25 protein-coding genes, 1 tRNA gene and 1 pseudogene are annotated in these 24,838 nt (G+C 64.7%); 10 read left to right on the top strand and 17 right to left on the bottom strand.

Going from position 1 to position 24,838, the window contains the following annotated elements; all coding sequences use genetic code 11:
* Nucleotides 1-83: 83 nt before the first annotated feature.
* On the bottom strand, nt 84-761 hold the full coding sequence (locus CV770_RS31295; protein ID WP_104465099.1) for an alpha/beta hydrolase family protein: 678 nt from the start codon (nt 759-761) through the stop codon (nt 84-86).
* A gap of 126 nt (nt 762-887) precedes the next feature.
* Here CV770_RS31295 and CV770_RS31290 point away from each other — a divergent pair, with 126 nt between their 5' ends.
* A complete protein-coding gene (locus tag CV770_RS31290; protein ID WP_104465098.1) occupies nt 888-2,033 on the top strand; it encodes an acyl-CoA dehydrogenase family protein in 1,146 nt (381 codons plus the stop codon).
* Between the two features lie 6 nt (nt 2,034-2,039).
* Here the strand turns inward: CV770_RS31290 and CV770_RS31285 are convergent, their stop codons facing one another.
* Complete coding sequence (locus CV770_RS31285) at nt 2,040-3,020, bottom strand: helix-turn-helix domain-containing protein (RefSeq protein ID WP_091959726.1); 981 nt, start codon at nt 3,018-3,020, stop codon at nt 2,040-2,042.
* A 139-nt stretch (nt 3,021-3,159) separates the two neighbouring features.
* On the opposite strand from CV770_RS31285, the gene CV770_RS31280 reads away from it, so the two are divergent.
* On the top strand, nt 3,160-3,885 hold the full coding sequence (locus CV770_RS31280) for an alpha/beta hydrolase (protein ID WP_091959723.1): 726 nt from the start codon (nt 3,160-3,162) through the stop codon (nt 3,883-3,885).
* A 40-nt stretch (nt 3,886-3,925) separates the two neighbouring features.
* Here the strand turns inward: CV770_RS31280 and CV770_RS31275 are convergent, their stop codons facing one another.
* From CV770_RS31275 to CV770_RS31265, 3 genes are all read right to left on the bottom strand, one after another.
* Nucleotides 3,926-5,065: an amidohydrolase/deacetylase family metallohydrolase gene (locus tag CV770_RS31275; protein ID WP_091960328.1), complete on the bottom strand. Its 1,140-nt coding sequence runs from the start codon at nt 5,063-5,065 to the stop codon at nt 3,926-3,928.
* Between the two features lie 153 nt (nt 5,066-5,218).
* The gene (locus CV770_RS31270) at nt 5,219-5,941 is read right to left on the bottom strand and encodes a DUF2569 family protein (RefSeq protein ID WP_104465097.1); all 723 of its coding nucleotides are present in this window, start codon (nt 5,939-5,941) and stop codon (nt 5,219-5,221) included.
* A 115-nt stretch (nt 5,942-6,056) separates the two neighbouring features.
* A tRNA-Arg gene (locus CV770_RS31265) sits at nt 6,057-6,133 on the bottom strand.
* Between the two features lie 137 nt (nt 6,134-6,270).
* Here CV770_RS31265 and CV770_RS31260 point away from each other — a divergent pair.
* Entirely contained in the window at nt 6,271-6,630 is a 360-nt protein-coding gene (locus tag CV770_RS31260; RefSeq protein ID WP_104465096.1) for a VOC family protein, read from the top strand.
* A 10-nt stretch (nt 6,631-6,640) separates the two neighbouring features.
* Here the strand turns inward: CV770_RS31260 and CV770_RS31255 are convergent, their stop codons facing one another.
* From CV770_RS31255 to CV770_RS31235, 5 genes and pseudogenes are all read right to left on the bottom strand, one after another.
* Nucleotides 6,641-7,597 (bottom strand): tripartite tricarboxylate transporter substrate-binding protein, encoded by a 957-nt coding sequence (locus CV770_RS31255; RefSeq protein WP_104465095.1) that lies wholly within the window; start codon nt 7,595-7,597, stop codon nt 6,641-6,643.
* A 47-nt stretch (nt 7,598-7,644) separates the two neighbouring features.
* A complete protein-coding gene (locus tag CV770_RS31250) occupies nt 7,645-8,016 on the bottom strand; it encodes a dimethylsulfonioproprionate lyase family protein (protein ID WP_104465094.1) in 372 nt (123 codons plus the stop codon).
* Between the two features lie 20 nt (nt 8,017-8,036).
* Nucleotides 8,037-8,924 carry a hypothetical protein gene (locus CV770_RS31245; RefSeq protein WP_104465093.1) on the bottom strand — a complete coding sequence of 296 codons (888 nt, stop codon included), beginning with the start codon at nt 8,922-8,924 and terminating at the stop codon, nt 8,037-8,039.
* A 137-nt stretch (nt 8,925-9,061) separates the two neighbouring features.
* A complete protein-coding gene (locus CV770_RS31240; protein WP_104465101.1) occupies nt 9,062-9,700 on the bottom strand; it encodes an RraA family protein in 639 nt (212 codons plus the stop codon).
* 21 nt (nt 9,701-9,721) lie between these two features.
* Nucleotides 9,722-10,698, bottom strand: a pseudogene (locus CV770_RS31235) (AMP-binding protein).
* A gap of 242 nt (nt 10,699-10,940) precedes the next feature.
* Here CV770_RS31235 and CV770_RS42850 point away from each other — a divergent pair.
* Nucleotides 10,941-11,561: a hypothetical protein gene (locus CV770_RS42850; protein ID WP_201760122.1), complete on the top strand. Its 621-nt coding sequence runs from the start codon at nt 10,941-10,943 to the stop codon at nt 11,559-11,561.
* Nucleotides 11,562-11,686: 125 nt separating this feature from the next.
* On the opposite strand, the gene CV770_RS31225 is transcribed toward CV770_RS42850, so the two are convergent.
* A complete protein-coding gene (locus CV770_RS31225; protein ID WP_104465092.1) occupies nt 11,687-11,899 on the bottom strand; it encodes a hypothetical protein in 213 nt (70 codons plus the stop codon).
* A 16-nt stretch (nt 11,900-11,915) separates the two neighbouring features.
* On the bottom strand, nt 11,916-12,923 hold the full coding sequence (locus CV770_RS31220; protein WP_104465091.1) for a 2-dehydropantoate 2-reductase: 1,008 nt from the start codon (nt 12,921-12,923) through the stop codon (nt 11,916-11,918).
* A gap of 162 nt (nt 12,924-13,085) precedes the next feature.
* Here CV770_RS31220 and CV770_RS31215 point away from each other — a divergent pair, with 162 nt between their 5' ends.
* Nucleotides 13,086-13,658 carry a YidB family protein gene (locus CV770_RS31215; protein WP_104465090.1) on the top strand — a complete coding sequence of 191 codons (573 nt, stop codon included), beginning with the start codon at nt 13,086-13,088 and terminating at the stop codon, nt 13,656-13,658.
* A 42-nt stretch (nt 13,659-13,700) separates the two neighbouring features.
* Entirely contained in the window at nt 13,701-13,973 is a 273-nt protein-coding gene (locus tag CV770_RS31210) for a GlsB/YeaQ/YmgE family stress response membrane protein (protein ID WP_018316463.1), read from the top strand.
* Nucleotides 13,974-14,147: 174 nt separating this feature from the next.
* On the opposite strand, the gene CV770_RS31205 is transcribed toward CV770_RS31210, so the two are convergent.
* Entirely contained in the window at nt 14,148-14,933 is a 786-nt protein-coding gene (locus tag CV770_RS31205; RefSeq protein ID WP_104465089.1) for an SDR family NAD(P)-dependent oxidoreductase, read from the bottom strand.
* Between the two features lie 262 nt (nt 14,934-15,195).
* Between CV770_RS31205 and CV770_RS31200 the strand changes: the two genes are divergently transcribed.
* Genes CV770_RS31200 through CV770_RS31190 form a run of 3 tightly spaced genes read left to right on the top strand, consistent with a single transcriptional unit; the run spans nt 15,196 to nt 18,266 of the window.
* Nucleotides 15,196-16,260, top strand: coding sequence for an acyl-CoA dehydrogenase family protein (locus tag CV770_RS31200; protein WP_104465088.1), 1,065 nt, complete (start codon nt 15,196-15,198; stop codon nt 16,258-16,260).
* A 16-nt stretch (nt 16,261-16,276) separates the two neighbouring features.
* Nucleotides 16,277-17,437: an acyl-CoA dehydrogenase family protein gene (locus CV770_RS31195; RefSeq protein WP_018316466.1), complete on the top strand. Its 1,161-nt coding sequence runs from the start codon at nt 16,277-16,279 to the stop codon at nt 17,435-17,437.
* A 16-nt stretch (nt 17,438-17,453) separates the two neighbouring features.
* Nucleotides 17,454-18,266, top strand: a complete 813-nt coding sequence (locus tag CV770_RS31190) for an enoyl-CoA hydratase/isomerase family protein (protein WP_028141827.1) — start codon at nt 17,454-17,456, stop codon at nt 18,264-18,266.
* A 208-nt stretch (nt 18,267-18,474) separates the two neighbouring features.
* On the opposite strand, the gene CV770_RS31185 is transcribed toward CV770_RS31190, so the two are convergent.
* From CV770_RS31185 to CV770_RS31170, 4 genes are all read right to left on the bottom strand, one after another.
* Nucleotides 18,475-20,589 carry an acetate--CoA ligase family protein gene (locus tag CV770_RS31185; protein ID WP_104465087.1) on the bottom strand — a complete coding sequence of 705 codons (2,115 nt, stop codon included), beginning with the start codon at nt 20,587-20,589 and terminating at the stop codon, nt 18,475-18,477.
* Between the two features lie 192 nt (nt 20,590-20,781).
* Nucleotides 20,782-21,528 (bottom strand): VOC family protein, encoded by a 747-nt coding sequence (locus CV770_RS31180; protein ID WP_201760121.1) that lies wholly within the window; start codon nt 21,526-21,528, stop codon nt 20,782-20,784.
* A 2-nt stretch (nt 21,529-21,530) separates the two neighbouring features.
* The gene (locus CV770_RS31175) at nt 21,531-22,322 is read right to left on the bottom strand and encodes an enoyl-CoA hydratase (protein WP_091959684.1); all 792 of its coding nucleotides are present in this window, start codon (nt 22,320-22,322) and stop codon (nt 21,531-21,533) included.
* Between the two features lie 127 nt (nt 22,323-22,449).
* Entirely contained in the window at nt 22,450-23,658 is a 1,209-nt protein-coding gene (locus CV770_RS31170) for an ABC transporter substrate-binding protein (RefSeq protein ID WP_104465085.1), read from the bottom strand.
* Nucleotides 23,659-24,063: 405 nt separating this feature from the next.
* Here CV770_RS31170 and CV770_RS31165 point away from each other — a divergent pair, with 405 nt between their 5' ends.
* Complete coding sequence (locus CV770_RS31165; RefSeq protein ID WP_245453902.1) at nt 24,064-24,831, top strand: thermonuclease family protein; 768 nt, start codon at nt 24,064-24,066, stop codon at nt 24,829-24,831.
* The last annotated feature ends 7 nt before the right edge of the window (nt 24,832-24,838 follow it).

Genomic DNA, 24,838 nt, shown 5'->3' with positions numbered 1-24,838 from the left:
CCCTGCCCCTCCCCCACAAGGGGGGAGGGAACGGAGAGAGTACTGCTGTTAGCCAAACTCCATTCGATTCAGGCCGTCACGCTCTAAGCGAGTTTGTCGATCCAGGCCGAGAGCGTATCGAGCACCTCGGTCAGCGCCTCGTCGTTGCTGCGGCCGGACTTTTTCAGCACCGCAAAGGAGTGATCGCCGCCTTCGACCTCGTGGAGCGTCGCCTTCGCGCCGAGCTTCTCGACGACAGGCTTCAGGTAGCTCAGATCGGCAAGCCCGTCGCGCGTGCCTTGCAGGAACAGCATGTGGATCGCGATGTCCGCGAGATGCTCGGCCCGCTCGGCGGACGGCTTCTTGTCGGCATGCAGGGGAAAACCGAGGAAGGCGAGCCCTTTGACATCGGGGAGCGGCGCCTTCGCTTGCGCCTGCGAGGTCATGCGCCCGCCGAACGACTTTCCGCCGGCGACGAGCTTCAACCCGGGACAAAGCCGCGCCGCCTCCGCGACGGCCGCGCGGATGGCGGCGTGCGCGACTGCCGGCTGGTCCGGACGCCCCAGCTTCTTCTCCGTGTACAGGAAATTGAAGCGGAACGTCGCGATGCCGCGGCCCGCGAGCCCCTCCGCGACCTTCGCCATGAAGGAATGCCGCATGTCGGCGCCCGCACCATGCGCCAGCACGTAACAGGCCCTCGCGCCGTCCGGCTGCGTCAGGATCGCTGACACCGTGCCGATGCGCCCGATGTCGAGCTTGAGCTCTTGAGTTTTGACAGCCACAATCGATCATCCCGACAGACGCGTTTCCGGCCGCCTTGGTAGCGTCACCGGCGCAGCCTGAAAACACAATAATTGCCGCCGCAGACTAGCCTACCAAGCCGGAACTGCGCATCAACCGAGGTAACCATGTCCTACCGCTCCTCCTGGATGACCGAAGAGCTCGACGTCTTCCGCGACCAGTTCCGGAAATACCTCGCCAAGGACCTGGCGCCGCATGCCGAAAAATGGCGCGAGCAGAAGATGGTCGACCGCTTCGCCTGGCGCGGCCTCGGCGAGATGGGCGCGCTGCTGGCGAGCGTGCCTGAGGAATATGGCGGGCTGGGCGCGACCTTCGCCTATGACGCCGCCGTGCTGGACGATCTCGAAAGCACGGTGCCGGAGATGACGACCGGCGTCTCCGTGCACAGCGCCATCGTCGCGCATTACATCCTCAATTACGGCTCGGAAGAGCAGAAGAAGCGCTGGCTGCCCAAAATGGCCTCAGGCGAGATGGTCGGCGCCATCGCCATGACCGAGCCTGGCACCGGCTCGGATCTGCAGGCCGTCAAGACCACGGCGAAGAAGCAGGGCAATTCCTACGTCATCAACGGCCAGAAGACGTTCATCACCAACGGCCAGGCCGCCGATCTCGTCGTCGTGGTCGCGCGCACCGGCGACGTCGGTGCCAAGGGCATTTCGCTGATCGTGGTCGAGACCGCAGGCGCAGACGGCTACAAGCGCGGGCGCAACCTCGACAAGATCGGCCTGCACGCCTCCGACACCTCGGAGCTGTTCTTCGACAACGTCACCGTGCCGCCCGAGAACCTGCTCGGCAAGGAGGAAGGCCAGGGTTTTGTCCAGCTGATGCAGCAATTGCCGCAGGAGCGCCTTGCGCTCGCGGTCGGCGCCGTCGCCTCGATGGAGCGCGCGATCAAGCTCACCACCGACTACACCAAGGAGCGGAAGGCGTTCGGCAAGCCGCTGATGGATTTCCAGAACACCGCCTTCAAGCTCGCCGAGCGCAAGACCGAAGCGATGATCGCGCGCGTCTTCGTCGACTGGTGCATCGAGCGCCTGGTCGCCGGGGATCTCGACACCGTCACGGCGTCGATGGCGAAATACTGGTGCTCGGAGAAGCAGGTCGAGACCGCCGACGAATGTCTCCAGCTGTTCGGCGGCTACGGCTACATGCAGGAATATCCGATCTCGCGCATCTTCATCGATTCCCGTATCCAGAAGATCTATGGCGGCACCAACGAGATCATGAAGCTCTTGATCGCGAGGTCGCTGTAGCCCGATTCATTGCGCACGCCAGTCACGCGGCCGGCAGCCGAAGCGTTGCTTGAAGCGCCGCGTGAAGTGCGACAGGTCCGAGAAGCCCCAGTCGAACGCGATGGCGCCGATCGCACGATCCGCCATCGCAGCATCCCTGAGATCCCTGGCCGCGCCGTCGAGCCGATGGTCGATGACGTATTCGGTGAAGCTGGAGCCCGATCGCGCCAGCAGTTTATGCACGTAGCGCTCGCTGATGCCCACGGCATCGGCGACATCGGCAACCGCAAGCCCGGGCTCGCGGAGCCGCCGGTGAATGGCACGTTTCAAGGCCAGCGTGGTGGTATCGGCGAGATTTTCCGACTCGGCAGCACCTGCCCGGCTGCGACGTGACAGGCTCACGGCGACCAGCTCGATCAACGCCCGAAACAGCAGCACGCCCTCGTCCTCGGTCATGCGCAGCGCGCCGTCGCTGAGCGTGCGCGCCGTCTCGACGATGAGATGGCCGACGAAGGGATCATCGGACACGCGCACCGCAGCGACATCGAACGAAGCGGGCAGCCGTTCGCGCAACGCCTCTGCCGGCACCCAGAACGAGGCGACGCGCAATTGCGGACCACGATCGTGCAGAAGCGCAAACTGCCGATCGCTGTCGAAGATGCCGACCTGTCCGGGCGACAGGCTGATCTCGCGGTCCCCCTGCTGGATGCGACAGCGGCCGGCCAGCTTCAGATTGAGATAGAAGCAGCTGCGGTCGGACGCCGCGATGTCGGCTGCGGAACGGCGCACCACGTGTTCGGGAAAGCTGACGCGGTTGATTGCGGCGTCGCCGAGACGGACGTGCTCGACGCTGGCGGGAAAGCCGGCTGCCGCGGCCGGCTCCGGCGTCAGATTCATGAAGGCCTGGCAGATCGCCTCGCGATAATAGGCGAATTGCTCCGCCGGCCGGACGCCCGCGGTGTCCCAGGCCGATTGGCGTGACGGAACGGCGCCCTCGATCTGCTGCATCGGTTCACTCCGAGACCAATCCGGTTCACTCCCAGCCAAGCAACGAATTCGTTACCGGTCCAGATTTGCCGCGCGGCCACATTGCCCCGCCAAGACCATCATGCGCCGATCTAACCACATCCTCGGGAGGAGCCACAACATGTCCACCTACGTTCTCGTCCACGGCGCCTGGCACACCGGCACCGAGTTCGAGCCTGTCGCCGCAGCCATCCGCGCGGCGGGCCATCAGGTCTATACCCCCACCATCAAGGGCAACCGTCCGGGCGATGCCAAGACGACCGGGCTGAAGGAAGCGATCCAGTCGATCGCTGACTATCTTGCCGAGAACAATCTGAAGGACGTCATCCTGCTCGGCCATTCCTATGGCGGCATGGTCATCACCGGCGTCGCCGACCTGGCACCGGAACGCATCCGCCGCCTGGTCTATTGGAATGCCTTCGTGCCCAACGACGGCGAATGTCTCAACGACATGGTGCCGCCGCATTATATCGGGCTATTCGACGCGATCGCGGCCGAGCGCGGCGACGGCTCGGTGGTCCTGCCTTTCCCGGTCTGGCGCGAGGCCTTCATCAACGATGCGGATCTCGAGCTGGCGCAGAAGGCCTACGACGTGCTCAACCCGCATCCCCTGGCGACCTTCACCGACAAGATCGCGCTCAAGACCAATCCAGCCGAGATGCCGCTGGCCAAATCCTACATCAACTGCACCGAAGACATCGCGATGCCGCACAGCCATCCCTGGCACCCGCGGCTGTCGGAGAAGCTCGGCCTGTTCCGCCTGGTGCAAGTGCCGGGAAGCCACGAGCTGTGCTTCTCCGATCCGGCGCGGCTCGCCAAAGCGATCATGGAAGCGGGACGCGACTGACAGGTGAATCCCGTGGCGACGCTCACAAGTGAGCGCCGCCTCAGTTCGGATGCCACCAGCGACCGCCGATGACGACGCCTTCGGACACGATCTTGCGGTCGCCGATCAGGTGCTCGCCGACGACGTCCTCGTAGTCGAACTGGCCTTGCTTGACCGTAACAAGCGTGGCGTCGCCGACGCAGCCGGGTTTGAGGCTGCCGAGTTCATGGCGCCGCAGCGCCATCGCGGCATTCACCGTCGAGGCCGCGATCACATCCGACAGCTCCATGCCCATGCACAGGAATTTCGACATCGTCGTGACCTGGTCGAAGGCGGGGCCGTCGATGCAGAGCTGGTGGATGTCGGAGGAGATGGTGTCCGGATAGAAGCCGTTGGCGAGCATCGCACGCGCGGTCTTAAACGCGAACGAACCCTTGCCGTGGCCGATGTCGAACAGCACGCCGCGCTCGCGCGCGTCCAGCACCGCCTTCTTCACCGTGCCTTGCGCGGTCGCCGGCGTGTTCGGGAAAGGGCGGAACGCATGGGTGAGCACGTCGCCGGGCCGCAGGCGCGCCAGCACCTCCTCATAGCTCGGCGGCGGATGGTCGATATGCGCCATCAGGGGCATGCCGACCTCGTTGGCAACCTCGAGCGCGATGTCGAGCGGTACTGCCCCAGACGTGCCCGAGGAGTGCAAGCCGACGCGCACCTTGATGCCGACGATAAGATCGCGGTTGGCATCGGCCACCTTGGCCGCCTCGATCGGATTCATCAGCCGCAACTCCTCGCTCTCGCCGACCATGATCCGGTGCGAGAAGCCGAAGATGCCGGCATGGGAAACGTGCAAATAAGCGAGGATCCGAACCTGGCTCGGCTCGATCACATGCTTGCGGAAGCCGGCGAAATTGCCGGGTCCGGCGCTGCCGGTGTCGACCGCCGTGGTGACGCCGGAGAGGCGGCAGAATTCCTCGGCATCGATGCCGAGCGAGGTGCCGCCCCAATAGACATGGGTGTGCAGATCGATCAGTCCCGGTGTCACGATATAACGCGAGACGTCGCGCACCTCGGTGCCCGGATCCGCCTTGAGCCCGCTGCCGACCGCCGCCACCTTGCCGCCGGCAAAGGCGACATCCGTCACGGCATCGAGCTTCTGGGAGGGGTCAACGACCCTTCCGCCGCGAAGGATCAGGTCAAAAGGCATCATGGTCTCCGGGGGTAGCAGGACAGGAATGGACCGGGCTGGAAGGGTGCCCTTCCAGCCCGGCCGCTTCTGTTAGCAATTTTCACACCAGCCGAGCAAATCAGCGGGCGTCCTGTCCGTTCGGCTTGACGGGCCGGCGGATTGCGTGACGGCTTACTCCGTGAACGTATTCGCGACTCTGCGGGAGCGAAGGACGTACGATATCCAAATCGCGGCACTGATCGCACCGACGACCATTCGTGCGACTTGAAGGGGTTCGATAGTGAAAAAATCACCGAACGGACGGTTCAAGCCGATGGAAAAGATCGATGCGGCCCAAACCAGATCGATCAACGGCATCAGTACCGCACAGATCATCTGCACGATGAAGAACGCTGGAAATCTGCGGGAATGCATGAACAGGAGCACCGCCGTCCAGATTGCGAGACCGATCAGCGCGGCGTTCATCGCTATCTCGCCCCAAAATACGATTGAGAATTGCACCCAGGTCTCGCTGGAGATCGACTGCACATATTGCGCGGTACTGACGACCAAGCGCACGATGCCGATCATTTGGCCGAAGGCCAGAAGGCCGAGCCAGCCGCTGATGCCGGTCATCTCTGGCTGGACGTCGTTAAATGAAGCGGCGTCTTCTGCGGGAACGGCCGGCTCGCGAATGACCTCAACCGGCGGGGATGCCGGGCTTGGCGGCGGCGATTGAAGGAGCTGCTGCGTGATCTCGTGCACGTCCCCGGCCGGCTTCCAATTCTCGAAGCCGTGTCGCCAGACCAGCACACGCCGAGGATCGGCGATACGAGCGAGGAGCGGAAGGAGTTCAGAAATCGAGAACGGGCCGCGCCGCTGCCCGCCCTCCGCGTAGTACCATAAATCCGCCATCCAAAGGTCCCTGCACCCGCCGTATTACAGCCAGCTGTCGGCACACGTCACGATAGAAATCTATTGATGGGGATACCGGCACTGCGCGCGTGGTGACGCGCAAACTCTCGAAAAATGGCGATCCCGGGAAGACTCGAACTTCCGACCTACGGTTTAGGAAACCGTCGCTCTATCCGGCTGAGCTACGGGACCGCGGAACCCGTGGGTACGGGTTCGATCCCGTCATAGCAGAGCAAAATGCGGTTCGCCAGCCGTCAGGCGGGCGAGATCCATCGTCAACCTGAACGGGGCGGCTATACTTCCAGGGCCCTCCCAACGGAGCAGCTCCCATGATCGACAGCATCAGCGCCATCACGCTCGGTACCCATGACATGGCGCGCGCCGTGCACTTCTACCGCTCGCTCGGGTTCGAGCTCTTGTATGGTGGCGAAGCCGCCGCATTCACGAGCTATCGCGCCGGCAGCGGCTATCTCAACCTGACTGCGCAGCCGAAGGACAAGCGCTGGTCCTGGTGGGGCCGCGTCATCTTCTACGTGGCCGATGTCGACGAGACCTACGCGCAGGCGCGCGCTGCCGGGTGGCAGCCGTCGACCACGCCGCGCGATGCCGAATGGGGCGAGCGCTACTTCCATCTCACCGACCCCGACGGCCATGAGCTCAGTTTCGCACGGCCGCTACGGGGGGCATGAAGCGACGACCTCACGCCTTGATATTGTTGTCCTTCACCACCTTGCCCCAATAGGCGACCTGCTTGTCGAAGAAGGTCTTGAAGGCCGCGCCGTCCTTGAGCAGCAGCGTCATGTGCTGGGTGTCCTTGAGCTGGGCGGCGGTCGCGGGCTCGCTCAGGATCTCCTTGGACGCCGCCGCGAAGGCTGCGACGATATCGGGCGGCGTGCCTGCGGGCGCAAAGATGCCCCACCAGGCCAGCGTCTCGAAATCGGGAAAGCCCGCCTCGATCGCGGTCTGCGTATCCCCCAGGGCCGGCAGCCGCTCGCGGCCGAGCTGCAGGATCGGACGCAGCATGTTGGTGCCGAGCTGGGCCGCGACCAGCGCGGCCGATCCCGCGATGAGATCGACATGGCCGCCGAGCACGTCGTTCATGGCCGGGCCGCCGCCGCGATAGGGCACGTGCATGATCTCGACCCCGGCCTTGCTGCCGAGCACGGTCATCGCGAGATGGCCGAGCGTGCCGATCCCGACGGAGGCATATTTCACCACGCCCGGGGTCGCCTTGCAGGCGGCCACCACGTCGGCAAAGCTCTTGTAGGGGCGGCCGGCGCCGGCGGCGATCACGTAGGGCGCGGTGCCGATCAGCAGCACCGGCATCAGCTCGCGCTCGACATCCACCGGCGGCTTGTCGAGGATCGACGGAATCACAGCGTGAGAATCGAAGGTGACCAGGAACGAGGTGCCGTCCGCCGGGCTCTTGGCGACTTGCGCCGCGCCGAGCGCGCCGGCCGCGCCGGACTTGTTCTCGACCACGACAATGCGACCGAGCTTGGTTTGCAGGCTGGCCTGCAACAGCCGCGCCATAGCATCGGTCGAGCCACCCGGCGGAAACGGCACGACCAGCGTGATCTTGCCAGCCTGCGCCGCTGCCGGTGCCATTGCGAGAATGGCCGGTGCAGCCAGCAGCGTACGTCGTGTGATCGTCATGGTCCCCTCCCTTTTGTTTTCAGCGCCTGGCTTTTTGCTCTTTGGCGCTAGGTCGTGCCGAAGCCCGACCCCGCTTTCTTGTATTCTGGCCGAGGCGGACTGAAGATGTCCAGCACCCTGGCGCCGTCGGGGCCGGCGCGCATGGTGTGCGGCACATTGCCCGGGGTGCGCCAGAAATCGCCCTTCTTCACGGCAATCTCCTCATCGCCCTGGACGCGGATGGCGGAGCCGTCGAGCAGCACGCCCCATTGCTCCTCGGGATGATGGTGCAGCGTGCCCTGCGCATGCGGGGCCAGCGTCACCACCGACAGCATCGCCTGCTCGCCGGAGAAGATGCGCGTGGTCACCCCCGCTGCGAGCTCGCGGAACAGCCCGTCGCTGGTGTCGTCTATGTGATGGAATTCGTCCTTCTGGCTCACGTCATTTTCCCTTCTACGTTTCATCTTGCTGCCGACTGACGTACGGCGGCCACGAGCCGATCTTTGAACTCGCCCCTTAAGGTCACAAACAAACTCGACCATTTCCGGCTCTTGAACTCGCAGCCGCCTCGTGGACAATATTCTTCGTTGTGATAGTCCCCGAAAACGACGCCAAGCAAAGTCATTCGACGGCCCCACTGGCGAAAGAGGGCGCTCCCTGATGCCCCGAACTCGAACTCGCAGTTCGTTTCAAATGTCTGCCAATCCCTCACGTCGCGGATTTGACACTCCTGGATCGTCTTGTTGAACGGCCCGTCCTTGTCCCTCTTTCCTGTGGCTTCGATATCATAACCGACAACTGCCAGAACACGCTCCAGCTCCACGAGAGTTTCGGGCTGCTCATAAATTTCGTACGGCGTCACATCTGCGGGAAATTTAAGTCTTGCGACGGCCCAATCGACGCTGCCCTGCCTCGGTGCAGCATCGACGCAGGTGCCCATCCATAGAGCTGCCGACAAGGGAATGATCCGCTTCTCTGCTCCCAAATAGTATTCGAATATGCACTTCTCTGGTGACGTATGAGGCTTGCAAGCGTCCCGAAACGCGTGAGCCACCGTCGTGATCACGTCGCGCGCTCCGGTGACTTGAGCGCTGCTGGCTCCGCCGGGACATCGCAAGACTCCACTTGCCGCGAAGCGCTTTCCCACCTCACCTTGGGACAGCCCCGTTACTTTTGCATAAGTCTCCTCCGTCATCCGCCGTTCTGCATCCGTCAAAGCGACAGTGCCGATCGCCGGCGTGCGATGAGTGTTGGTGGCCTCGCGCATTTTCGCCGAGCTGACCTCGTTGCTTCCGGACATCCACAGAAGGAGGAAGCTGGGCAGGACGATCGCGCAATTCCTCATCATGTAAAGTAACCTCAGCACCAAAAAGCATGAGAGAACTTTGGCCGAAACAAGGGTCGTGAATCACTTTCGAAAATAGCAAATGGCTGACGTCGGCTTTCGATCAGTTCAGCCATTGCCTTGACTTAAGCCCCGCTTGATCAAGTCTTGCCATACGAGCCCTGATAGCGGCCCTCCCGGATCGCCTTCAGGGTCTCCTCCTCGCGCACGACCTGGGCGCGCACGGCTTCCAGCAACGCCGCGGCGCCCGCGGCGGGAAACGACACCACGCCATCCTCGTCGCCGACCACGATGTCGCCGGGCGAGATCACGCTGCCACCAATCGTGACAGGCACGTTGATCTCGCCGGGGCCGTTCTTGTAAGGACCGCGGTGGATCACCGCACGGGCGTAGCAGGGGAAGTCGTCGGCCGCGAAGGCCGCGACATCGCGGATCGCGCCGTCGATCACATAGCCCTCGGCTTTGCGCCACTGCGCGATGTTCTTCATGATCTCACCGACCAGCGCGCGGGTCTCGTCACCACCGCCATCGACCACGATGACGTCGCCGGGGCCGACCAGCTCGAGCGCGCGGTGGATGGCGAGATTGTCGCCGGGGCGGGTGCGCACCGTGAAGGCGGTGCCCACCAGCTTAGCCCCGCGATGATAGGGTTTTAGCCCGACCGCGCCGGGCAGCCGGGCGAGATTGTCTGAGATGACCGATGTCGGCGCACCGCGAAAGCCCTCGATGATCTCGGCCGGCGGTTTCGGCACGCTGTTGGTTGCGATGGTAATGGTCATGTCCTGGATTCCTTCCGTCAATCAATCGGCGTGCGCCCGCACCTTTGCCGGCCAAATCCGGAAGGCGCGCCCTTCCTTCATCCACGTTGCGCGCTCGTGGCGCAACAGCGTGCGGCGGACTTTTCCGGAATCATCGCGCGGCGGGGCGCCGACAATCTCGAAGCTTTCCGGATGCTTGTAGCGGCTGAGCCTGTCCTTCAAGAACTCCGCCATGCCGTCTGCGATCGCCTGGCCGTCGGCATCGCCCTCCGGCTCGATGATGGCGTGCACGCGCTGACCCAATTCCGGATCGGGCAACCCCACTACGACGCAGGAGCGCACGCCCGGACACTCGGAGACGGCGGCCTCGACCTCGGCCGGATAGACGTTGGCGCCGCCGCGCAGCACCATGTCGGCGAGGCGGTCGCCGAGATAGAGATAGCCTTCCACATCCAGCCTGCCGATATCGCCGAGCGATTCCCAGCCATCGCTGCGGCGCTTCGGCTCAGCGGCGGCGTGGCGACCGTGTCGGTCACGGCCGGCTGATGATCGAGGATCACCTTCGGCCGGCCGGTCGAGCCGCCCGAGGTCATGGCCTTCCAGTAGCGCGCCACCGGCGGATTGAGCGGTTCATCCGAAAATCCCTCCGGTACGGAATCCGCCGGGAGGCGGTTCGGCGCGTTCCAGTCGGCCTCGCCGCCGACCACCAGCGCCGGCCTGAGAATGTCGAGCACGGCCGCGGCCTCGCCGCGCGGCAGTCGCCACGACAGCGAGGTCGGCGTCGCACCACACTTCCACACCGCAAAGGAGGTCTCGAAGAACGTATTGCCGTTGGGCAATCCGATTGCGACGAAATCGCCGGGCTTGACGCCTTTGGCCATAAATGCCCGCGCGCGCCGGTTGGCGCCGCGCTCGAGCTCGTCCCATGTCAGCGTGTCCTGCCCGTGACGGACGGCGATCGTGCCATGTGGTTTGCGTTCAGCGTACCAGCGCGGCACGTCAGACAGGGGCAGCAGCATCGGGCGTTTCCATTTCGTTTTCTTGGCGTCTTTCTTGGCGCCGCCTCAGGTGAGGCGCTCGCAAGGCGAAGTGTAGCAGCCCGCCCGGGCGACGCTGTGACTCACGCGCCACGTCAAGCACAAAATGTCAGCATCCCAGCCATGAAATTCCCGGGTTCCATGGGTGACAAGCCGGCGATAAAGAGGCAAAAATCTGGCTCGACTCAGTTCGGGTTGAGTTTTGCAAGGAATGCTCTCGTAGAATGTCGTCCGTGATAGCATTGCGTCGTGCGGCGCTGGTTCTTGTTGCCGCGGCAGGATTTTTCCTGCTGACGCACGCGCATGCCCAGGCGCAATGGTGGAAACGCGCGCCGGTCGATTTCGAGGAATGCGCCGACGCCGCCGAGAAGGCCGCGACCAAGTCCGAGAAGACATCCGCACTGGCCGATTGCAACGCCAAGTTCGCCGGCCGCCGCAAGGCAGGCGGCGGCTACTCCTATTACGACTTCCTGCAGGATCGCACCTTCGACATCGCCGGACCCAATCCGACGCCGGAGGAGCAGAAGAAGATCGACGCAGCTTACACCGCCTATCTCGCCAAAGAGCGCCGTAGCAACGAAGCGGCCGAGGCCGCCGCCCGTCAACAGCGCGAGCAGCAGGAATTGCAGGCGCGGCAACTCCAGCAGGTCGCGCTGCGAACCGACGTCGCGCGCGTGCCCGTCCCGGTCGAGCGGCCGAAGGTGCAGCAGAGCGTCGGTCAGCGCTCGAAGGGCGCGTGCACCAAAGGGGCATTCTCCTGCGAATGGCCGCGGCTGTCGGAAAGCTTGAACGATCTGAAGAAGCTGTTCAATCCGACCCCGAGCAAGCCGGCGAAGAAGGGGTAAGCTCCCCGCACTGACTTGTAGGGTGGGCAAAGGCGCGCAAGCGCCGTGCCCACTACCCTGGCAAGACAAAGAAGTTGGTGGGCACGCTCCGCTTTGCCCACCCTACGACAGCGGGGTGTGGAACGTCAGTTCGGTTGCTTCTTCTTGCCGCGCTTCGATTTGACCGTTGGCACATCCACCGGCGCGGTCGTCGGCGAACTGCCCAACTGCGACCTGCTCTCCTGCAACCGCCTGTCATAGCCGGGCGAGTTCACGACCGTCGGCGGTCTCGCAAGAGCGAGCGTCGATACGCCGCAAAGCGCGGCAAGCGCGAACCCGATCATCAAGCTACGTTTCATCGGTCCCTCCTTGCATTCAAACCACCGCGCGAATCTGCTGCGGCGTCAGCCGCGGCGGACCGTTGCCGGCTGCCTCCGTCTCCTTGATCAGCGCAACAATGCGGCGCATCAGCGGCACCTCGACATGGTTTTGCTCGGCGAGCGCGATGACGGCGCCCTGGAGATAGTCGATCTCGGTCTTGCGTCCGTGCTTCAAATCCTGCCACATCGAGGAGCGCGCCTCGGGATCGATCTTCATGGTCCGCCCCAGGATCGCGTTGAAGATCATGTCGGGCAGCCGCAGCAAGGCCGGCGTCCAGTTCATCGGGATTGGCGTCGCCGAGACCGGCGCGATGCCGGCGGCCTTCAGCGCGGCGAGCCCTTCCGCCATCTGGTCGGCGAACAGCCTGCGCCAGTCGCGGTTTGCCAGTTGCGCGGCGAGCGGCATGTCGGACAATGCACTGAGCGCGTTGTTCAGATTGATGATCAGCTTGCCCCATTGCACGCCGGTGATGTCACCGCTCGCGCGCACCGTGAGGCCGGGCACCGAGAGCGCCGCGGCCGTCTTCCCAGCGTCCTCTCCGACATGGATGTCGCCGGAGGTCGAGCGGTGGAAACGGCCCTCGCCCATCGCGATCACGTTGAACGGCACCATGCCCGCGAGCACGCGGCGCCCACCGAGACGCTCGCGCAGCACCGCGATATTGCCGATGCCGTTCTGCAGCGAAACGATGACGGCATCCTCAGGCGCATGCTGCGCGATCTGATCCGCGACATCGGCGGTGTCGGCGCTCTTCACCGTGACCAGCACGATGCCGGCGCTGTGGAAGATAGCGGGGTCCTCCGACAGGGCGAGCTGCCCTGCGCCGAGCTTCGTCTCGGAGCCGTCGAAATCCGTCAATCGCAGGCCGAACCGCTCGATCTCGGTCTTCACCCGCGGCCGCACCAGCAGCGCGACACGGCGGCCACTGGCCGTCAGCATGCCGCCGACGAAACAGCCGATGGCGCCCGCGCCGGCCACCACGATCGGTCGATCCGTCATCACCTCGCCTTGCTCCCTGAACGACCCGCCTTCGATAGCAGAGGCGAGGGCGGCTGCCCATCGCGGCGCTTCCGCCTTGTAACCGTCATGAGAGCCCCATATGTTTTCGGCCCGGGGGCAGCCAGCGGCGAGCGCTCGCCGAACGAGACGCCAAAGGAGAGCACCATGGGTCTACTCGACGTCCTCAACGGCATGCAGAACGGCCCCCGCGGCCCCTCTACACCCAGCTCCGAGAATTCTTCCGGCGGCATGTCGCCGATGACCATGGCGCTGCTCGGCCTGCTCGCCTGGAAGGCGTTCAAGCACATGACCGCAAACCAGTCCGGTACGGCGCCGCAGCCGTCGCCTACGCCGGCCCCTCCGCCGGTGAACGCGGACAGCGGCGGTCTCGGCGGTCTCGGAGGCCTGCTCAAAGGCGGCCTCGGCGGCCTGCTTGCGGGCGGCGCGGCCGGCACCGTGCTCAGCGGCGGCCTCGGCGATCTCCTCAACCAGCTCCAGCAGGGCGGCCACGGCGACACCGCGAATTCCTGGGTCGGCAAGGGCCAGAACAAGCCGATCGCGCCGGGCGATCTCGCGAACGCACTCGGCGCCGACCAGATCGAAAGCCTGTCCGCCCAGAGCGGCCTGTCGCGCGACGAGTTGCTCAGCGGCCTCAGCCTGTATCTGCCGCAGGTGATCGACCATCTGACGCCGGACGGACGGCTGCCGACCGAGAATGAGCTCTCCGGCAAACTTTAATCGGACGTTGATCGACGCGCTTTCGGGAAGGGGAGCAGACTCATGAGCATGGGCGGCCTGTTGTGGATCATCGTCGTCGGCTTCGTCGCCGGCCTCATCGCGCGCTGGCTGGCGCCGGGACCGAACAACCCGAGCGGCTTCATCCTCACCACCATCCTCGGCATCGCCGGCGCGTTTCTCGCGACCTTCATCGGCCAGGCGATCGGCCATTACAGCCCCGACCAGGGTGCCGGCTTCATCATGGCCACGCTCGGCGCGGTGGTGGTGCTGTTCATCTGGCACCGGCTGGTCGCGAGCGGCGTGATCAAGGGGTGACACAAACTCCCTGTCGTCCCGGACAAGCGAAGCGCAGATCCGGGGCCCATAGCCACAGGGAGTAGTTTGGCGCAGACTCGGAGTTGGCAGCTCGCCCCATAACCACTCCCTGTGGTTATGGGTCCCCGCGTTCGCGGGGACGACGGCTGTATTTGCCGCGCTAACGCCACCAAATCACGTAATCAAATGCATCCCCGCATCCATGCGCACGACCTCGCCGGTCATGTTGCTGGAGGCCGGCATCGCCAGGAAGCAGACGAGCTGCGCGATGTCCTCGGCGGTCGACGCGACCCTGAGCGGCACCTTCGCCACCACGCTGTCGCGCACCTGCTTGGCGCCGGCCTCGCCGCGGCCCTTGGTGAACCAGGGCGTGTCGATATAGCCGGGGCATACCGTGTTGACGCGGATCAGCGGCGCCAGCGCGCGCGACAGCGACAGCGTCATGGTGTTGAGCGCACCCTTGCTCGCGGCGTAGGCGATCGACGAGCCGACGCCGCTGATGCCGGCGACCGAGGACACGTTGACCACGGCGGAGGGCCGCTCCGAGGCCTTGGCGCCGGCTTCGAGCAGGCTGCGCGCGGCACGCACCATCTGGAACGGGCCGATGGTGTTGACACCATACACACGCTGGAAATCTTCAGCCGACAATCCGTCGAGATCGGCATGGGCGACATGCTTGGTGGTGCCGGCATTGTTAACGAGGATGTCGAGCCGGCCCCAGGCGCTAGCCGCCGCAACGATCTTGCGGCAATCGTCGTCCTTTGAAACGTCGCCCTGCGCGACCAGAACTTCCGGAGAGCCCGCCTTGCGGCAGACGTCCGCGGTGACCTCGGCTTCTTTCTGGCTAGAGGAATAGTTGATGACGAGCCGCGCCCCGCTTCGCGCGAGGATTTCCGCGGTTGCTGCGCCAAGTCCGGATGCGGACCCCGTCACGATTGCGCACAGACTGTCTTTGGCCATCCGGATTTCCTTCCCCTGTATCTGATGCGAGCCTCTAGTCGCTGGCCTTGTTTAGCGAGTTTGCCGCGCCCTGCAAATCAAGCAAACTCCGCTAAGCGGAATTAGCCTCCTATTGGTCCTTGCCCCCCATGCCCGCGCCGCAGGTTGACCTGCGATCAACGCTTGTCAGGGCCATGGCTTTTTCAGATCATCGGGCGCAAGAAGACCTGCGCGGTTCGCTCTACGAGGCGGGACGCGCCAACGGCAAAACACGGGGAACGCTGTGGCGGAGAGTGATAACATCGTCGTCGAGACTGCGGAGAAGATCTTCGCCGATCTCGCCGATCCGCAAACCATCAACAACGACAAGAAGGATTCCTGGCAGGCGCCGCTGTGGCGGGCGCTGAGCGAAGCCGGCCTGCCATTGTCCTGGGTGCCCGATGATCTCGGCGGCTCCGGCGCGAGCCTTGCCGACGGCTTTGCGCTGCTGAACGCCGCCGGCCGTTTCGCCGTCGCGGTTCCGCTGGCGGAGACCATGCTGGCCGGCTGGCTGCTGGCGCAGGCGAAGATCGCATCGCCCGAGGGCGAGATGACGGTGCTGCCGGCCTCGCCGAAGGATCGCATCACCCTCGATGCCGATGGCTCGCTTTCCGGCCGCGCCCGCGGTGTGCCCTATGCGAAAGCGGCAAAGCATTTTGCGGTGCTGGCGCACGGCAAAGATGGCGTCTCGATCGCGCTGGTCGATGCCGGTAAGGTTCGGATCGAGTCCGGCCTCAATGTCGGCTACGACCACAGCGACACCGTGACGCTCGACAAAGTCCAGCCCGTCACGCGCAAGGCCGCGCCCAAGGAGTTTGACCAGACCACGATGATGCTGATGGGCGGCGTTGCGCGCAGCCTGCAGATCGCCGGCGCGCTGGAATCGATGCTCGACATCTCCGTGCGCTATTCCAACGAGCGCGTCGCCTTCGAGAAGAAGATCTCGAAATTCCAGGCCGTGCAGCACAATTTGGCGCGCCTCGCCGGCGAATCCGCCGCAGCCCTTGCGGCTGCGACGTCGGCCGCCGACGCCATCGCGAATGCGAAGAGTTTTGACGACGAGGTCTATCTCGAAGCGGCCTCGGCAAAAATCCGCTGCGCAGAAGCCGCGGAAAAGGGCGGCGCCATCGCGCATCAGGTGCACGGCGCCATCGGCTTCACCCTCGAGCACATCCTGCACCGCTATTCGCTGCGGGCACTGGCCTGGCGCGACGATTTCGGCTCGGAGAGCCACTGGGCCGTCGAGCTCGGCAAGCTGGTCGCGACCAGAGGCGCCGACGAATTGTGGCCGCTCGTGGCGTCGCGCTGATCAGGGAGAGAAACACATGACCGCTGCCCTCCGTTTCGATCCGATACGCCTGCCCGAGAAGTGCGAGCAGCTGCGCAAGGAAGTGCGCGCTTTCCTCGCCGAAGAGATCGCCGCCGGCACCTTCGATCCGCACAAGCCCAATCGCGAGGACACCGACGCGCCCGAATTTTCCCGACGGGTCGGCGCCAAGGGCTGGCTGGGGATGACCTGGCCGAAGAAATATGGCGGCCAGGAGCGTTCCTTCCTCGAACGCTACGTCGTGACCGAGGAGATGCGCGTCGCCAACGCGCCGACGCGGCGCTTCTTCGTCGCCGACCGCCAGAGCGGACCAGTGCTGCTGAAATACGCGCCTGAGCACATCAAGATGGACATCCTGCCGCGGATCTGTCGCGGCGAGATCTGCTTTGCGATCGGCATGAGCGAGCCGAATTCCGGCTCCGACCTGTTCGCGGCAAAGACGCGCGCGACCAAGACCGATGGCGGCTATCTGATCAACGGCACCAAGATCTGGACCTCGTCGGCGCATATCGCCGACTACATGATCGCGATCTTCCGAACCTCGCAGCCGACCAAGGAAAACCGCCGTCACGGCCTGACCCAGTTCCTGGTCAAGATGAAGCAGCCGGGCATCAAGGTGAACCCGATCGGCCAGATCACCGGCCAGTACGAGTTCAACGAAGTCGTCTTCACCGACTTCTTCGTGCCCGATGACCACGTGCTCGGCGAGGTCGACGGCGCCTGGAAGCAGGCGACGAGCGAGCTCGCCTATGAGCGCTCGGGTCCCGAGCGTTTCCTCGAGACCTATTACGTGCTGACCGAGCTGGTCCGCGCGGTCGGCCCCAACCCGGATACCCGCAGCGCCGAAGGCATCGGCCGTCTCGTCGCGCAGCTCCACACCATGCGGCGCATGTCGGTCTCGGTCGCCGGCATGCTGCAGGCCGGCAAGGAGCCGGTGGTCGAGGCGTCCATCGTCAAGGACATCGGCACGGTCTGGGAGCAGCAGCTTCCCCACCGCGTGCGCGACCTTGCTGCTTTCGTCGAGGAGACCGCGACCAATCGCGAGACGCTGGAACGGCAGCTCGACTTCGCCATCAAGACCGCGCCGAAACTCACCATCCAGGGCGGCACCACCGAGGTGCTGCGCGGCATCATCGCCCGCGGTTTGGGCCTGCGCTAATCATCAAGGGATCATCATGACCACATACAAAGACATCGGCGTCGAGAAGGTCGGGCACGTCGGCACCATCGAGATCCGCCGCCCGCCGCTGAACTTCTTCGACATCTCGCTGATCAACCAGATCGCGGATGCACTCGACGAGTTCGACCGCGACATCGAGATCCGCGCCTCGGTTCTCTCGGCCCAGGGCAAAGCCTTCTGCGCCGGCGCCAATTTCGGCGATCCGGCGCGGCAGGCGCAGGAGGCGCGCGAGGCCGAGAAGAAGGGCGACCCCGCCGACAATCTCGGCCCGATCAACCATCTCTACATCCAGGCCGTGCGAATCTTCCGCGCCAAGAAGCCGATCGTCGCCGCCGTGCAGGGCGCCGCCATCGGCGGCGGATTGGGTCTTGCGGTGTCCGCCGATTTCCGCGTCACCTGCCCGGAAGCGCGTTTCTCCGCGAACTTCACCAAGCTCGGCTTCCATCCCGGCTTCGGCCTGACGACGACGCTGCCCGAACTGATCGGCAAGAACAACGCCGAGCTGATGTTCTACACCAGCCGCCGGGTCACCGGCGAGGAAGCCGTGAAGTGGGGCCTCGCCAACGAGCTGGTGCCGCAGGACCAGGTCAAGGCGGCCGCCATGAAGCTCGCCGGCGAGATCGCCGAATGCTCGCCGCTCGGCCTGCTCTCCACCCGCGCCACGATGCGCGCAGGATTGGCCGATCGCGTCATGGCCGCGACCAATCACGAGCTCGCCGAGCAGACCCGGCTGCGCGCGACGGAGGATTTCAAGGAAGGCGTGAAGGCCACGGAAGAGCGGCGCGCGGCGAATTTTAAGGGGCGGTGATCACGGCGGCGCTAGCCGTATCACTCCACCGCGACCACAACCTCCCCTGTCATCCCCGCGAACGCGGGGATCCATAACCACAGGGAGAAGTTGTGGCGCAACCTGGTCACTCCGCGTCTTCGCCAAACCGCTCCCTGTGGCTATGGGTCCCGGATCTGCGCGCGCTTAGGGCGCGCTTGTCCGGGACGACAGCGGCCGTTTTAGCGGCTTACTTTTTACCCACCACCAGCGCATCGACGATCGTCACGCCCTGCCCCTCGGCGTGCACCAGCACCGGGTTGAGCTCGATCTCCGCGATCTCCGCTGCGTGCCGTGCGGCGAGCACGGAGATGTCGGCGATCAACCGCGACAAAGCCGCAACGTCCGCCTTCGCCGCCCCGCGAAATCCGTTCAGCAGCGGCGCCGCCTTCAAGCTAGCCAGCATCGCGCCCGCCTCCTCCGTGCTCACCGGCACGGGGCGGTAGACGACGTCGCGGAACAGCTCGGTGGTGATGCCGCCGAGACCGACCATCACCATGGGACCGAACGTCTCGTCGGTCATCGTGCCGACGATGATCTCGACACCGCGCTTTGCCATCGGGCCGACCAGCACGCCTTGAATGGTCGCCCCAGGCTGGTGCTTGCGCGCATTGTCCAGCAGCGCCTCGAATGCCAGAAACACCTCGCCCTTGGTGGTGATGTTGACGCGCACGCCGCCAACTTCGCTCTTATGGGCGATATCAGGCGACTGGATCTTCATCGCCAGGGGAAAGCCGACGCGGGCGACGGCTTCGTCGAGCTCGCTCTTGTCTCTCACCAGCACCTCATCCGGCAGTGCAATGCCGGCGGCGCGGAGCAACGACTTGCTGTCGGCCTCGGACAGGATCGGTGATTTCAGATGCGCAGAAAGGTCGCGCGCCGTCAGCCGCGTCGCGTCCGCAGGTGGCGGCAGCTTGAAACTGGCGTAGTCGACGAGCCGACGCATCGCGACGCCGACATGGGTGAGGCCCGAGAGCACCACGACGCCGGATTTGGCGAGCTCACGGCGGGCGAAGTCGGACGGCACCGTGTAGGAATAGAACACCACCGGCTTGTGCTGTGCCGATAGCACCGGCGTCAGCTCCTCTTCCTTGAAGGGCTTGCGCACCTCGCTCGACAGCGAGAGCACGACCAGAATCGCATCGACCTCGTCCGAGGCGGTGAGGACGTCGACGCTCTTCTGCAAGCCGCCGGAGGTGACGCCTTGCGCGGTGACGTCGATCGGGTTGCGCGCCGTGCCATAGGACGGCATCAACTGCTTGATCCCCGCCTGGACCTTTTCGGACAGCTCCGGCACCTGCAAGCCTTGCAGCGCCACCGTATCAGCGCCCCAGATGCCGGCACCGCCCGAAACGGTGACGACGGCAACGCGATCGCCCTTCGGCAGCGGATTGCTGGCGAGCACCGCCGCGGTCGTCAGCGCTTCGTCCAGATCGTTGGAGACGATGAAGCCGTATTTGGCGAACACCGCGTCATAGGCCGCCGACCAGCCGGCCATGCTCGCGGTGTGCGAGGCCGCCGCGCGCTGGCCTGCGCCGGAGCGTCCGACCTTTGTCACGATCACCGGCTTCTTCATCTCCGCAGCGCGCCGGGCGGCGACCAGAAATTTGTCGACGTCGCGGATGCCTTCGATGAACAGCAGGATCACCTCGGTCGAGGAATCCTGCACCATGTAATCCAGGAACTCGCCGGCGCCGAGATCGGATTCATTGCCGGTGCTGACGACGTAACTGACAGCGATTCCGAGGGCCCGCGCGCGATGATAATAGGCAAAACCGATGCCGCCGCTTTGCGCGACGATGCCGATCCGTTTGGTCGTCGCGACGAGCGGCACCACACCTGGCTTGACATCGACGGCCGGACTGAACGTCGCCGCCACGCGCTGCACCTGGCTGAAGAAGCCCTCGGCGTTCGGCCCGGATATCCGCATGCCGGTGCGCCTCGCCAGCGCTGCGATCGCATCTTGCATCGCCGCGCTGTCGCCGCCCTCCTCGGCGAATCCGGAGGAGATGATTACTGCATTCTTGACGCCGGCGGCAGCGCATTGCTCGAGCGCGGACAGGACGGCACGGGCCGGGATGATGATGACTGCGAGGTCGATCGGCGCGCCGATGTCGCCGATCGATCTGTAACAGGCGAGCCCGTCGATATCCGCGTAGTTCGGGTTCACCGGATAGATCGTCCCGGGATATTCGTTCTTGCGCAGCATGGACAAGAGCCGCCCCGGGATCTTCTCGTGATCGCGCGAGGCGCCGATCAGCGCGATGCTGGCGGGCGCAAAGAAGCTGTCGAGCGGATGCGGCATGGGTGGGCGTTTCCATATTGCGCTTCATAAACCCGCCGCAAGCTCTCACCCCGTCATCCTGAGGTGCGAGCCGCGCGGTGCGCAGCACCGTGCAGAGAGCCTCGAAGGATGAACGGCCCCGCCGGTGGCCCTCGCCCTTCGAGGCTCGCCGAAAAGGCGAGCACCTCAGGGTGACGGATAACGGTCGAGGGATCAACTGACGCGGAACGTCACCCCGCCCAGCAAGAACTCATTGTCCGCCACTGCAACCCCCCGCGCCTTCGCGGCATGCAGCACGCTCGCCCGATCCGCGACCCGAAACTCCAGCGCGCTCATGATCTCGATGGCGCCTTTCACGAAGCGGAAGGTCGCATTGGGCAGTTTCAGCTCGGCACCTTCAGGCGCAACGCCAATGATCTTGCCCCAGTGCTCCGCGAGACCTTGCGGATCCGGGCTCTGCATCTCCACGCCGGTCAGCGCCTGCGTCACGTCCTTGCGGATGAATTTTTGCCAATCCGGCCCCGCCGGCGGATATGGCCCCAAAATATCGTCGCTGCCTTCGGTGTGGTTGAACTCGATGAAGGCGGCGCGGCAGTCGCGGGGGTGAAGTTGGACGCCGTGATAGGGCGCGTGGTCGATCATGTTGGCGGTGCGCACGCCCATCGCGTTGGCGTTGCGGCCACGCTCGTCGGGATCATTGCAGCAGAAGATCGCCATGTAGCCGCCGCGGCCGCCGGTCTTCTCGATGAAGCGGCCGGCCGTGGTACCGCCCTTGAAGGGTGCCACCACCTCCAGCATGATCGTGTCGACTGGGAGCAGCGCATTCTCCAGGCCGTATTTCGCGACATTGCCGTCGCGGTAGCACACGGCGAGGCCCATGATCTCCGCGATGTCGGAGATGACGGGCGCGAGCTGCGGCGCAACCAGGCAGATCTGCCGCAGCCGCATATAGGGCGCCATGGTCAAGCGCCCCTGAAGGTCGGCTTGCGCTTCTCGACGAAGGCCTTTGCGGCTTCCTTGTGGTCCTCGGTGTCGCCGCAGCGGGTGTGGTGGATCGCCTCGCCGTCGAAGCAATCCTCCAGCGCCAGATGCTCGGCATTGTTGATGTTGCGCTTGATGAAGCCGAGCGCGATCGACGGCCCTTGCGCCAGCGACAGTGCCAGCTCGTGGGCCGCGGCGTCGATCTCGGCATCGGGCACGACCTTGGTCACCATGCCGATCGCATGCGCTTCCTTCGCGGTGAGCACCGGCGACATCAGATAGAGTTCGCGCGCCCGCGCGCTGCCGAGCAGCTGGGTGAGAAAATAGGTACCGCCGTAATCGCCGGAGAAGCCGACCTTGGCGAAGGCCGTGGTGATCTTGCAGGATTCCGAGGCGATACGGAGGTCGCAGGAGAGCGCCATCGACAGGCCCGCGCCGGCCGCGGCGCCGTCGAGCTGCGCCACCACAGGCTTCGGCATCTGGTGCAGGATGCGCGAGACCTCCATGCCGCGGCGCAAATTCGCAAGCTTCTGCTCGAACGGCAGCGGCGCGCGGCCCGCGGCCATCGACTTGACGTCGCCGCCGACGCAGAACGAGCCGCCGGCCCCCTTGAACAGCACCGCGCGCACCTCGGGATCATCGGCTGCGCGCCGCGCTGCCTCGACCAGCCCGGCCACCATCTCGGGGTTGAGCGCGTTCTTCCGCTCGGGCCGGTTCATAGTGATGGTGAGCAGCCCGCCTTCGAGCTTTTGCAGGACCATGTCGTTGCTCATAGGGCGTCTCCCTTGTTGTTGTTTTGCTCCGTCGTTCCGGGGCTCGCGAAGCGAGAACTCTGGTGCGCAATTGCGCACCGTAGGTCGCTTCGCGCCCCGGGATGACCTCGTGACTTACGTCACGCCGTCACTTCTTCACCAGCGGGCAGCGCGACTGCTCCAGCGACTGGAACGCCTCGCTGCCGGGTACGGTGGCGAGCAGCTTGTAGTCGTCCCAGCGGACCTTCGATTCCGACGGCTTCTTCACCTCGAACAGGTACATGTCGTGGATCATGCGGCCGTCCTCGCGGATCTTGCCACCCTTGGCGAAGAAGTCGTTGATCGGCGTCTCCTTCATCACCTTCATGACAGTCGCTGCATCGGTCGTGCCGGCCGCCTTCACCGCCTTCAGGTAATGCGTGACGGAGGAGTAGACGCCGGCCTGCGCCGAGGTCGGCGGCCGCTTCACGCGCTCCTGAAAGCGCCTCGAGAATGCGCGCGTGTCGTCGTTGAGATCCCAGTAGAAGGCTTCTGCGAGCAGCAGGCCCTGCGCGGTCTCCAGACCGATCGAGTCGATGTCGGTGACGAAGGCGAGCAGCGGCGAGACCTTCTGGCCGCCCTTGGTGATGCCGAACTCGGCCGCCTGCTTGATCGCGTTGACGGTGTCACCGCCGGCATTCGCAAGCCCGATCACCTTGGCCTTGGAGGCCTGGGCCTGCAGCAGGAACGAGGAGAAATCCGACGTGTTGAGCGGATGGCGCACGCTGCCGAGCACCTTGCCACCGGTCTTGGTGACGACGGCACTGGTGTCCTTTTCCAGGTCCTGGCCGAAGGCGTAATCGGCAGTGAGGAAGTACCAGCTGTCGAGGCCAGACTTCACGGCCGCAAGGCCGGTCACGTTGGCCTGGCCGTAGGTGTCGAACACGTAGTGGATGGTATAGGGACCGCAGGCCTCGTTGGTGAGACGGATCGAGCCCGGGCCGTTGAAGATGATGATCTTGTTGCGCGCTTTGGCGATCTCGCCGGCCGCAAGCGCGGTGGCGGAGGCCGCGACGTCGTAGATCATCTCGACGCCCTGATTGTCGAGCATGTCGCGGGCGATGTTGGCGGAAAGATCGGCCTTGTTCTGATGGTCGGCCGCCAGCACCTGGATCTTGCGCCCCAGCACCTCGCCGCCGAAATCCTCCACGGCCATCTTGGCCGCGGTCTCGCTGCCGGGTCCGGTGATGTCGGCATAGAGGCTCGACATGTCGAGGATGCCGCCGATCTTGAGAGGTGGCTTGTCCTGGGCCTGCGCGGCGGCGCTCGCACTGAGGGCAAACGCGGCGGCAAAAATGCCCGACAAAATTGTCTTCATGGAAAACGATCTCCCTTATCGCGCCGTACTCTGATGGCGGCTTGGTTATTGCTCTTGGCGAAAGCTGTTGCCGCAATCATGCCGCATGCGCAAGTGCCCAGCAAGCGCAGGTGCGAAGAGGCCGCATGCTGCGGCGCGCGATTTCCGCAAAGCGGAATGGCTAGAAGGCGCAAGATGTTTCCACGCGAGGGCGAAAACAAAACAATGGCGATGCGAGGCAATAGCGACGCATCACGCGAACTGCCGTAGGGTGGGCAAAGGCGCGCTCTTCGCGCCGTGCCCACGAGTCGGCGCGACGAGCAAAAGACGTGGGCACGCTTCGCTTTGCCCACCCTACGAGAGCCTTCGCGGTTCGCCACGTTTGCGTTACAACTCGCACACAACGCAACCTCTCCGGGCAACGTGATGCGACTGCTTCATCTCACCGTCGCAATTCTTCTCATCGCGGGTCGCACCGCGTTCGCGACGCCGTGCCAATTCGAAGCACAAGGCGAAGGCCGTGTCGCTGCGGTCGTCGATGCGCGCAGCGTTCGTCTCGACGATGGCCGCGAGATCCGCCTCGCAGGCATCGAGACGACGGCGACGACGAAGCAGGCACTGACATCACTGCTCGCCGGCCGGGACGTTACACTCCGCGGTAGCGACGACACGCCCGACCGCTATGGCCGGCAAAGCGCGCTGGTCTTCATTGGCGAGAGCGACACCTCCGTGCAGGCCATGCTGCTCGCCCAGGGCGACGCCATGGTCTCCGCCGAAATCACGGACAAGGACTGCGCGGCGGCCCTGATGACGTCGGAGGCCGAGGCGCGGCGCCAAAAAAAGGGCAGCTGGGCTGACCCGTCGGCCATAAAAAACGCGGAAAGTTCGGACGATATTTTGGCGGGGATCGGGCGCTTTGTGGTGGTCGAGGGTAAAGTCCTGTCGGTCCGGCAAGCTGGGGCAATGACCTACCTCAACTTCGGACGAAACTGGACACGTGGCTTTGCCGTGACTATTTCAAAGCGCACGCTGCCGGCGTTCGAAGGCGCTGGAATCACCCTTAAGTCTTTGGAAGGTCAGCGTATTCGAGTCCGGGGCTGGGTCGAGGGAAGTACGGGGCCGCGGATCGATGTGCGTCTCTTGGGACAGGTTGAATTGCTGGGCGCAAACGAGCCTACTGGGGTAAAGCCATAACGGCCGG

The organism is Bradyrhizobium sp. AC87j1 (genome assembly GCF_002936975.1).
GTDB lineage: Bacteria > Pseudomonadota > Alphaproteobacteria > Rhizobiales > Xanthobacteraceae > Bradyrhizobium > Bradyrhizobium shewense.
This window is presented reverse-complemented; position numbering and strand designations above follow the sequence as displayed.

Coding starts and splice junctions, on each gene's coding strand:
- CV770_RS31290 (WP_104465098.1), top strand. CDS start 888: ATGTCCTACCGCTCCTCCTGGATGACCGAAGAGCTCGACGTCTTCCGC.
- CV770_RS31285 (WP_091959726.1), bottom strand. CDS start 3,020: ATGCAGCAGATCGAGGGCGCCGTTCCGTCACGCCAATCGGCCTGGGAC.
- CV770_RS31280 (WP_091959723.1), top strand. CDS start 3,160: ATGTCCACCTACGTTCTCGTCCACGGCGCCTGGCACACCGGCACCGAG.
- CV770_RS31275 (WP_091960328.1), bottom strand. CDS start 5,065: ATGCCTTTTGACCTGATCCTTCGCGGCGGAAGGGTCGTTGACCCCTCC.
- CV770_RS31270 (WP_104465097.1), bottom strand. CDS start 5,941: ATGGCGGATTTATGGTACTACGCGGAGGGCGGGCAGCGGCGCGGCCCG.
- CV770_RS31260 (WP_104465096.1), top strand. CDS start 6,271: ATGATCGACAGCATCAGCGCCATCACGCTCGGTACCCATGACATGGCG.
- CV770_RS31255 (WP_104465095.1), bottom strand. CDS start 7,597: ATGACGATCACACGACGTACGCTGCTGGCTGCACCGGCCATTCTCGCA.
- CV770_RS31245 (WP_104465093.1), bottom strand. CDS start 8,924: ATGATGAGGAATTGCGCGATCGTCCTGCCCAGCTTCCTCCTTCTGTGG.
- CV770_RS31240 (WP_104465101.1), bottom strand. CDS start 9,700: ATGACCATTACCATCGCAACCAACAGCGTGCCGAAACCGCCGGCCGAG.
- CV770_RS42850 (WP_201760122.1), top strand. CDS start 10,941: ATGTCGTCCGTGATAGCATTGCGTCGTGCGGCGCTGGTTCTTGTTGCC.
- CV770_RS31225 (WP_104465092.1), bottom strand. CDS start 11,899: ATGAAACGTAGCTTGATGATCGGGTTCGCGCTTGCCGCGCTTTGCGGC.
- CV770_RS31215 (WP_104465090.1), top strand. CDS start 13,086: ATGGGTCTACTCGACGTCCTCAACGGCATGCAGAACGGCCCCCGCGGC.
- CV770_RS31210 (WP_018316463.1), top strand. CDS start 13,701: ATGAGCATGGGCGGCCTGTTGTGGATCATCGTCGTCGGCTTCGTCGCC.
- CV770_RS31205 (WP_104465089.1), bottom strand. CDS start 14,933: ATGGCCAAAGACAGTCTGTGCGCAATCGTGACGGGGTCCGCATCCGGA.
- CV770_RS31195 (WP_018316466.1), top strand. CDS start 16,277: ATGACCGCTGCCCTCCGTTTCGATCCGATACGCCTGCCCGAGAAGTGC.
- CV770_RS31190 (WP_028141827.1), top strand. CDS start 17,454: ATGACCACATACAAAGACATCGGCGTCGAGAAGGTCGGGCACGTCGGC.
- CV770_RS31185 (WP_104465087.1), bottom strand. CDS start 20,589: ATGCCGCATCCGCTCGACAGCTTCTTTGCGCCCGCCAGCATCGCGCTG.
- CV770_RS31180 (WP_201760121.1), bottom strand. CDS start 21,528: ATGGCGCCCTATATGCGGCTGCGGCAGATCTGCCTGGTTGCGCCGCAG.
- CV770_RS31175 (WP_091959684.1), bottom strand. CDS start 22,322: ATGAGCAACGACATGGTCCTGCAAAAGCTCGAAGGCGGGCTGCTCACC.
- CV770_RS31170 (WP_104465085.1), bottom strand. CDS start 23,658: ATGAAGACAATTTTGTCGGGCATTTTTGCCGCCGCGTTTGCCCTCAGT.
- CV770_RS31165 (WP_245453902.1), top strand. CDS start 24,064: ATGCGACTGCTTCATCTCACCGTCGCAATTCTTCTCATCGCGGGTCGC.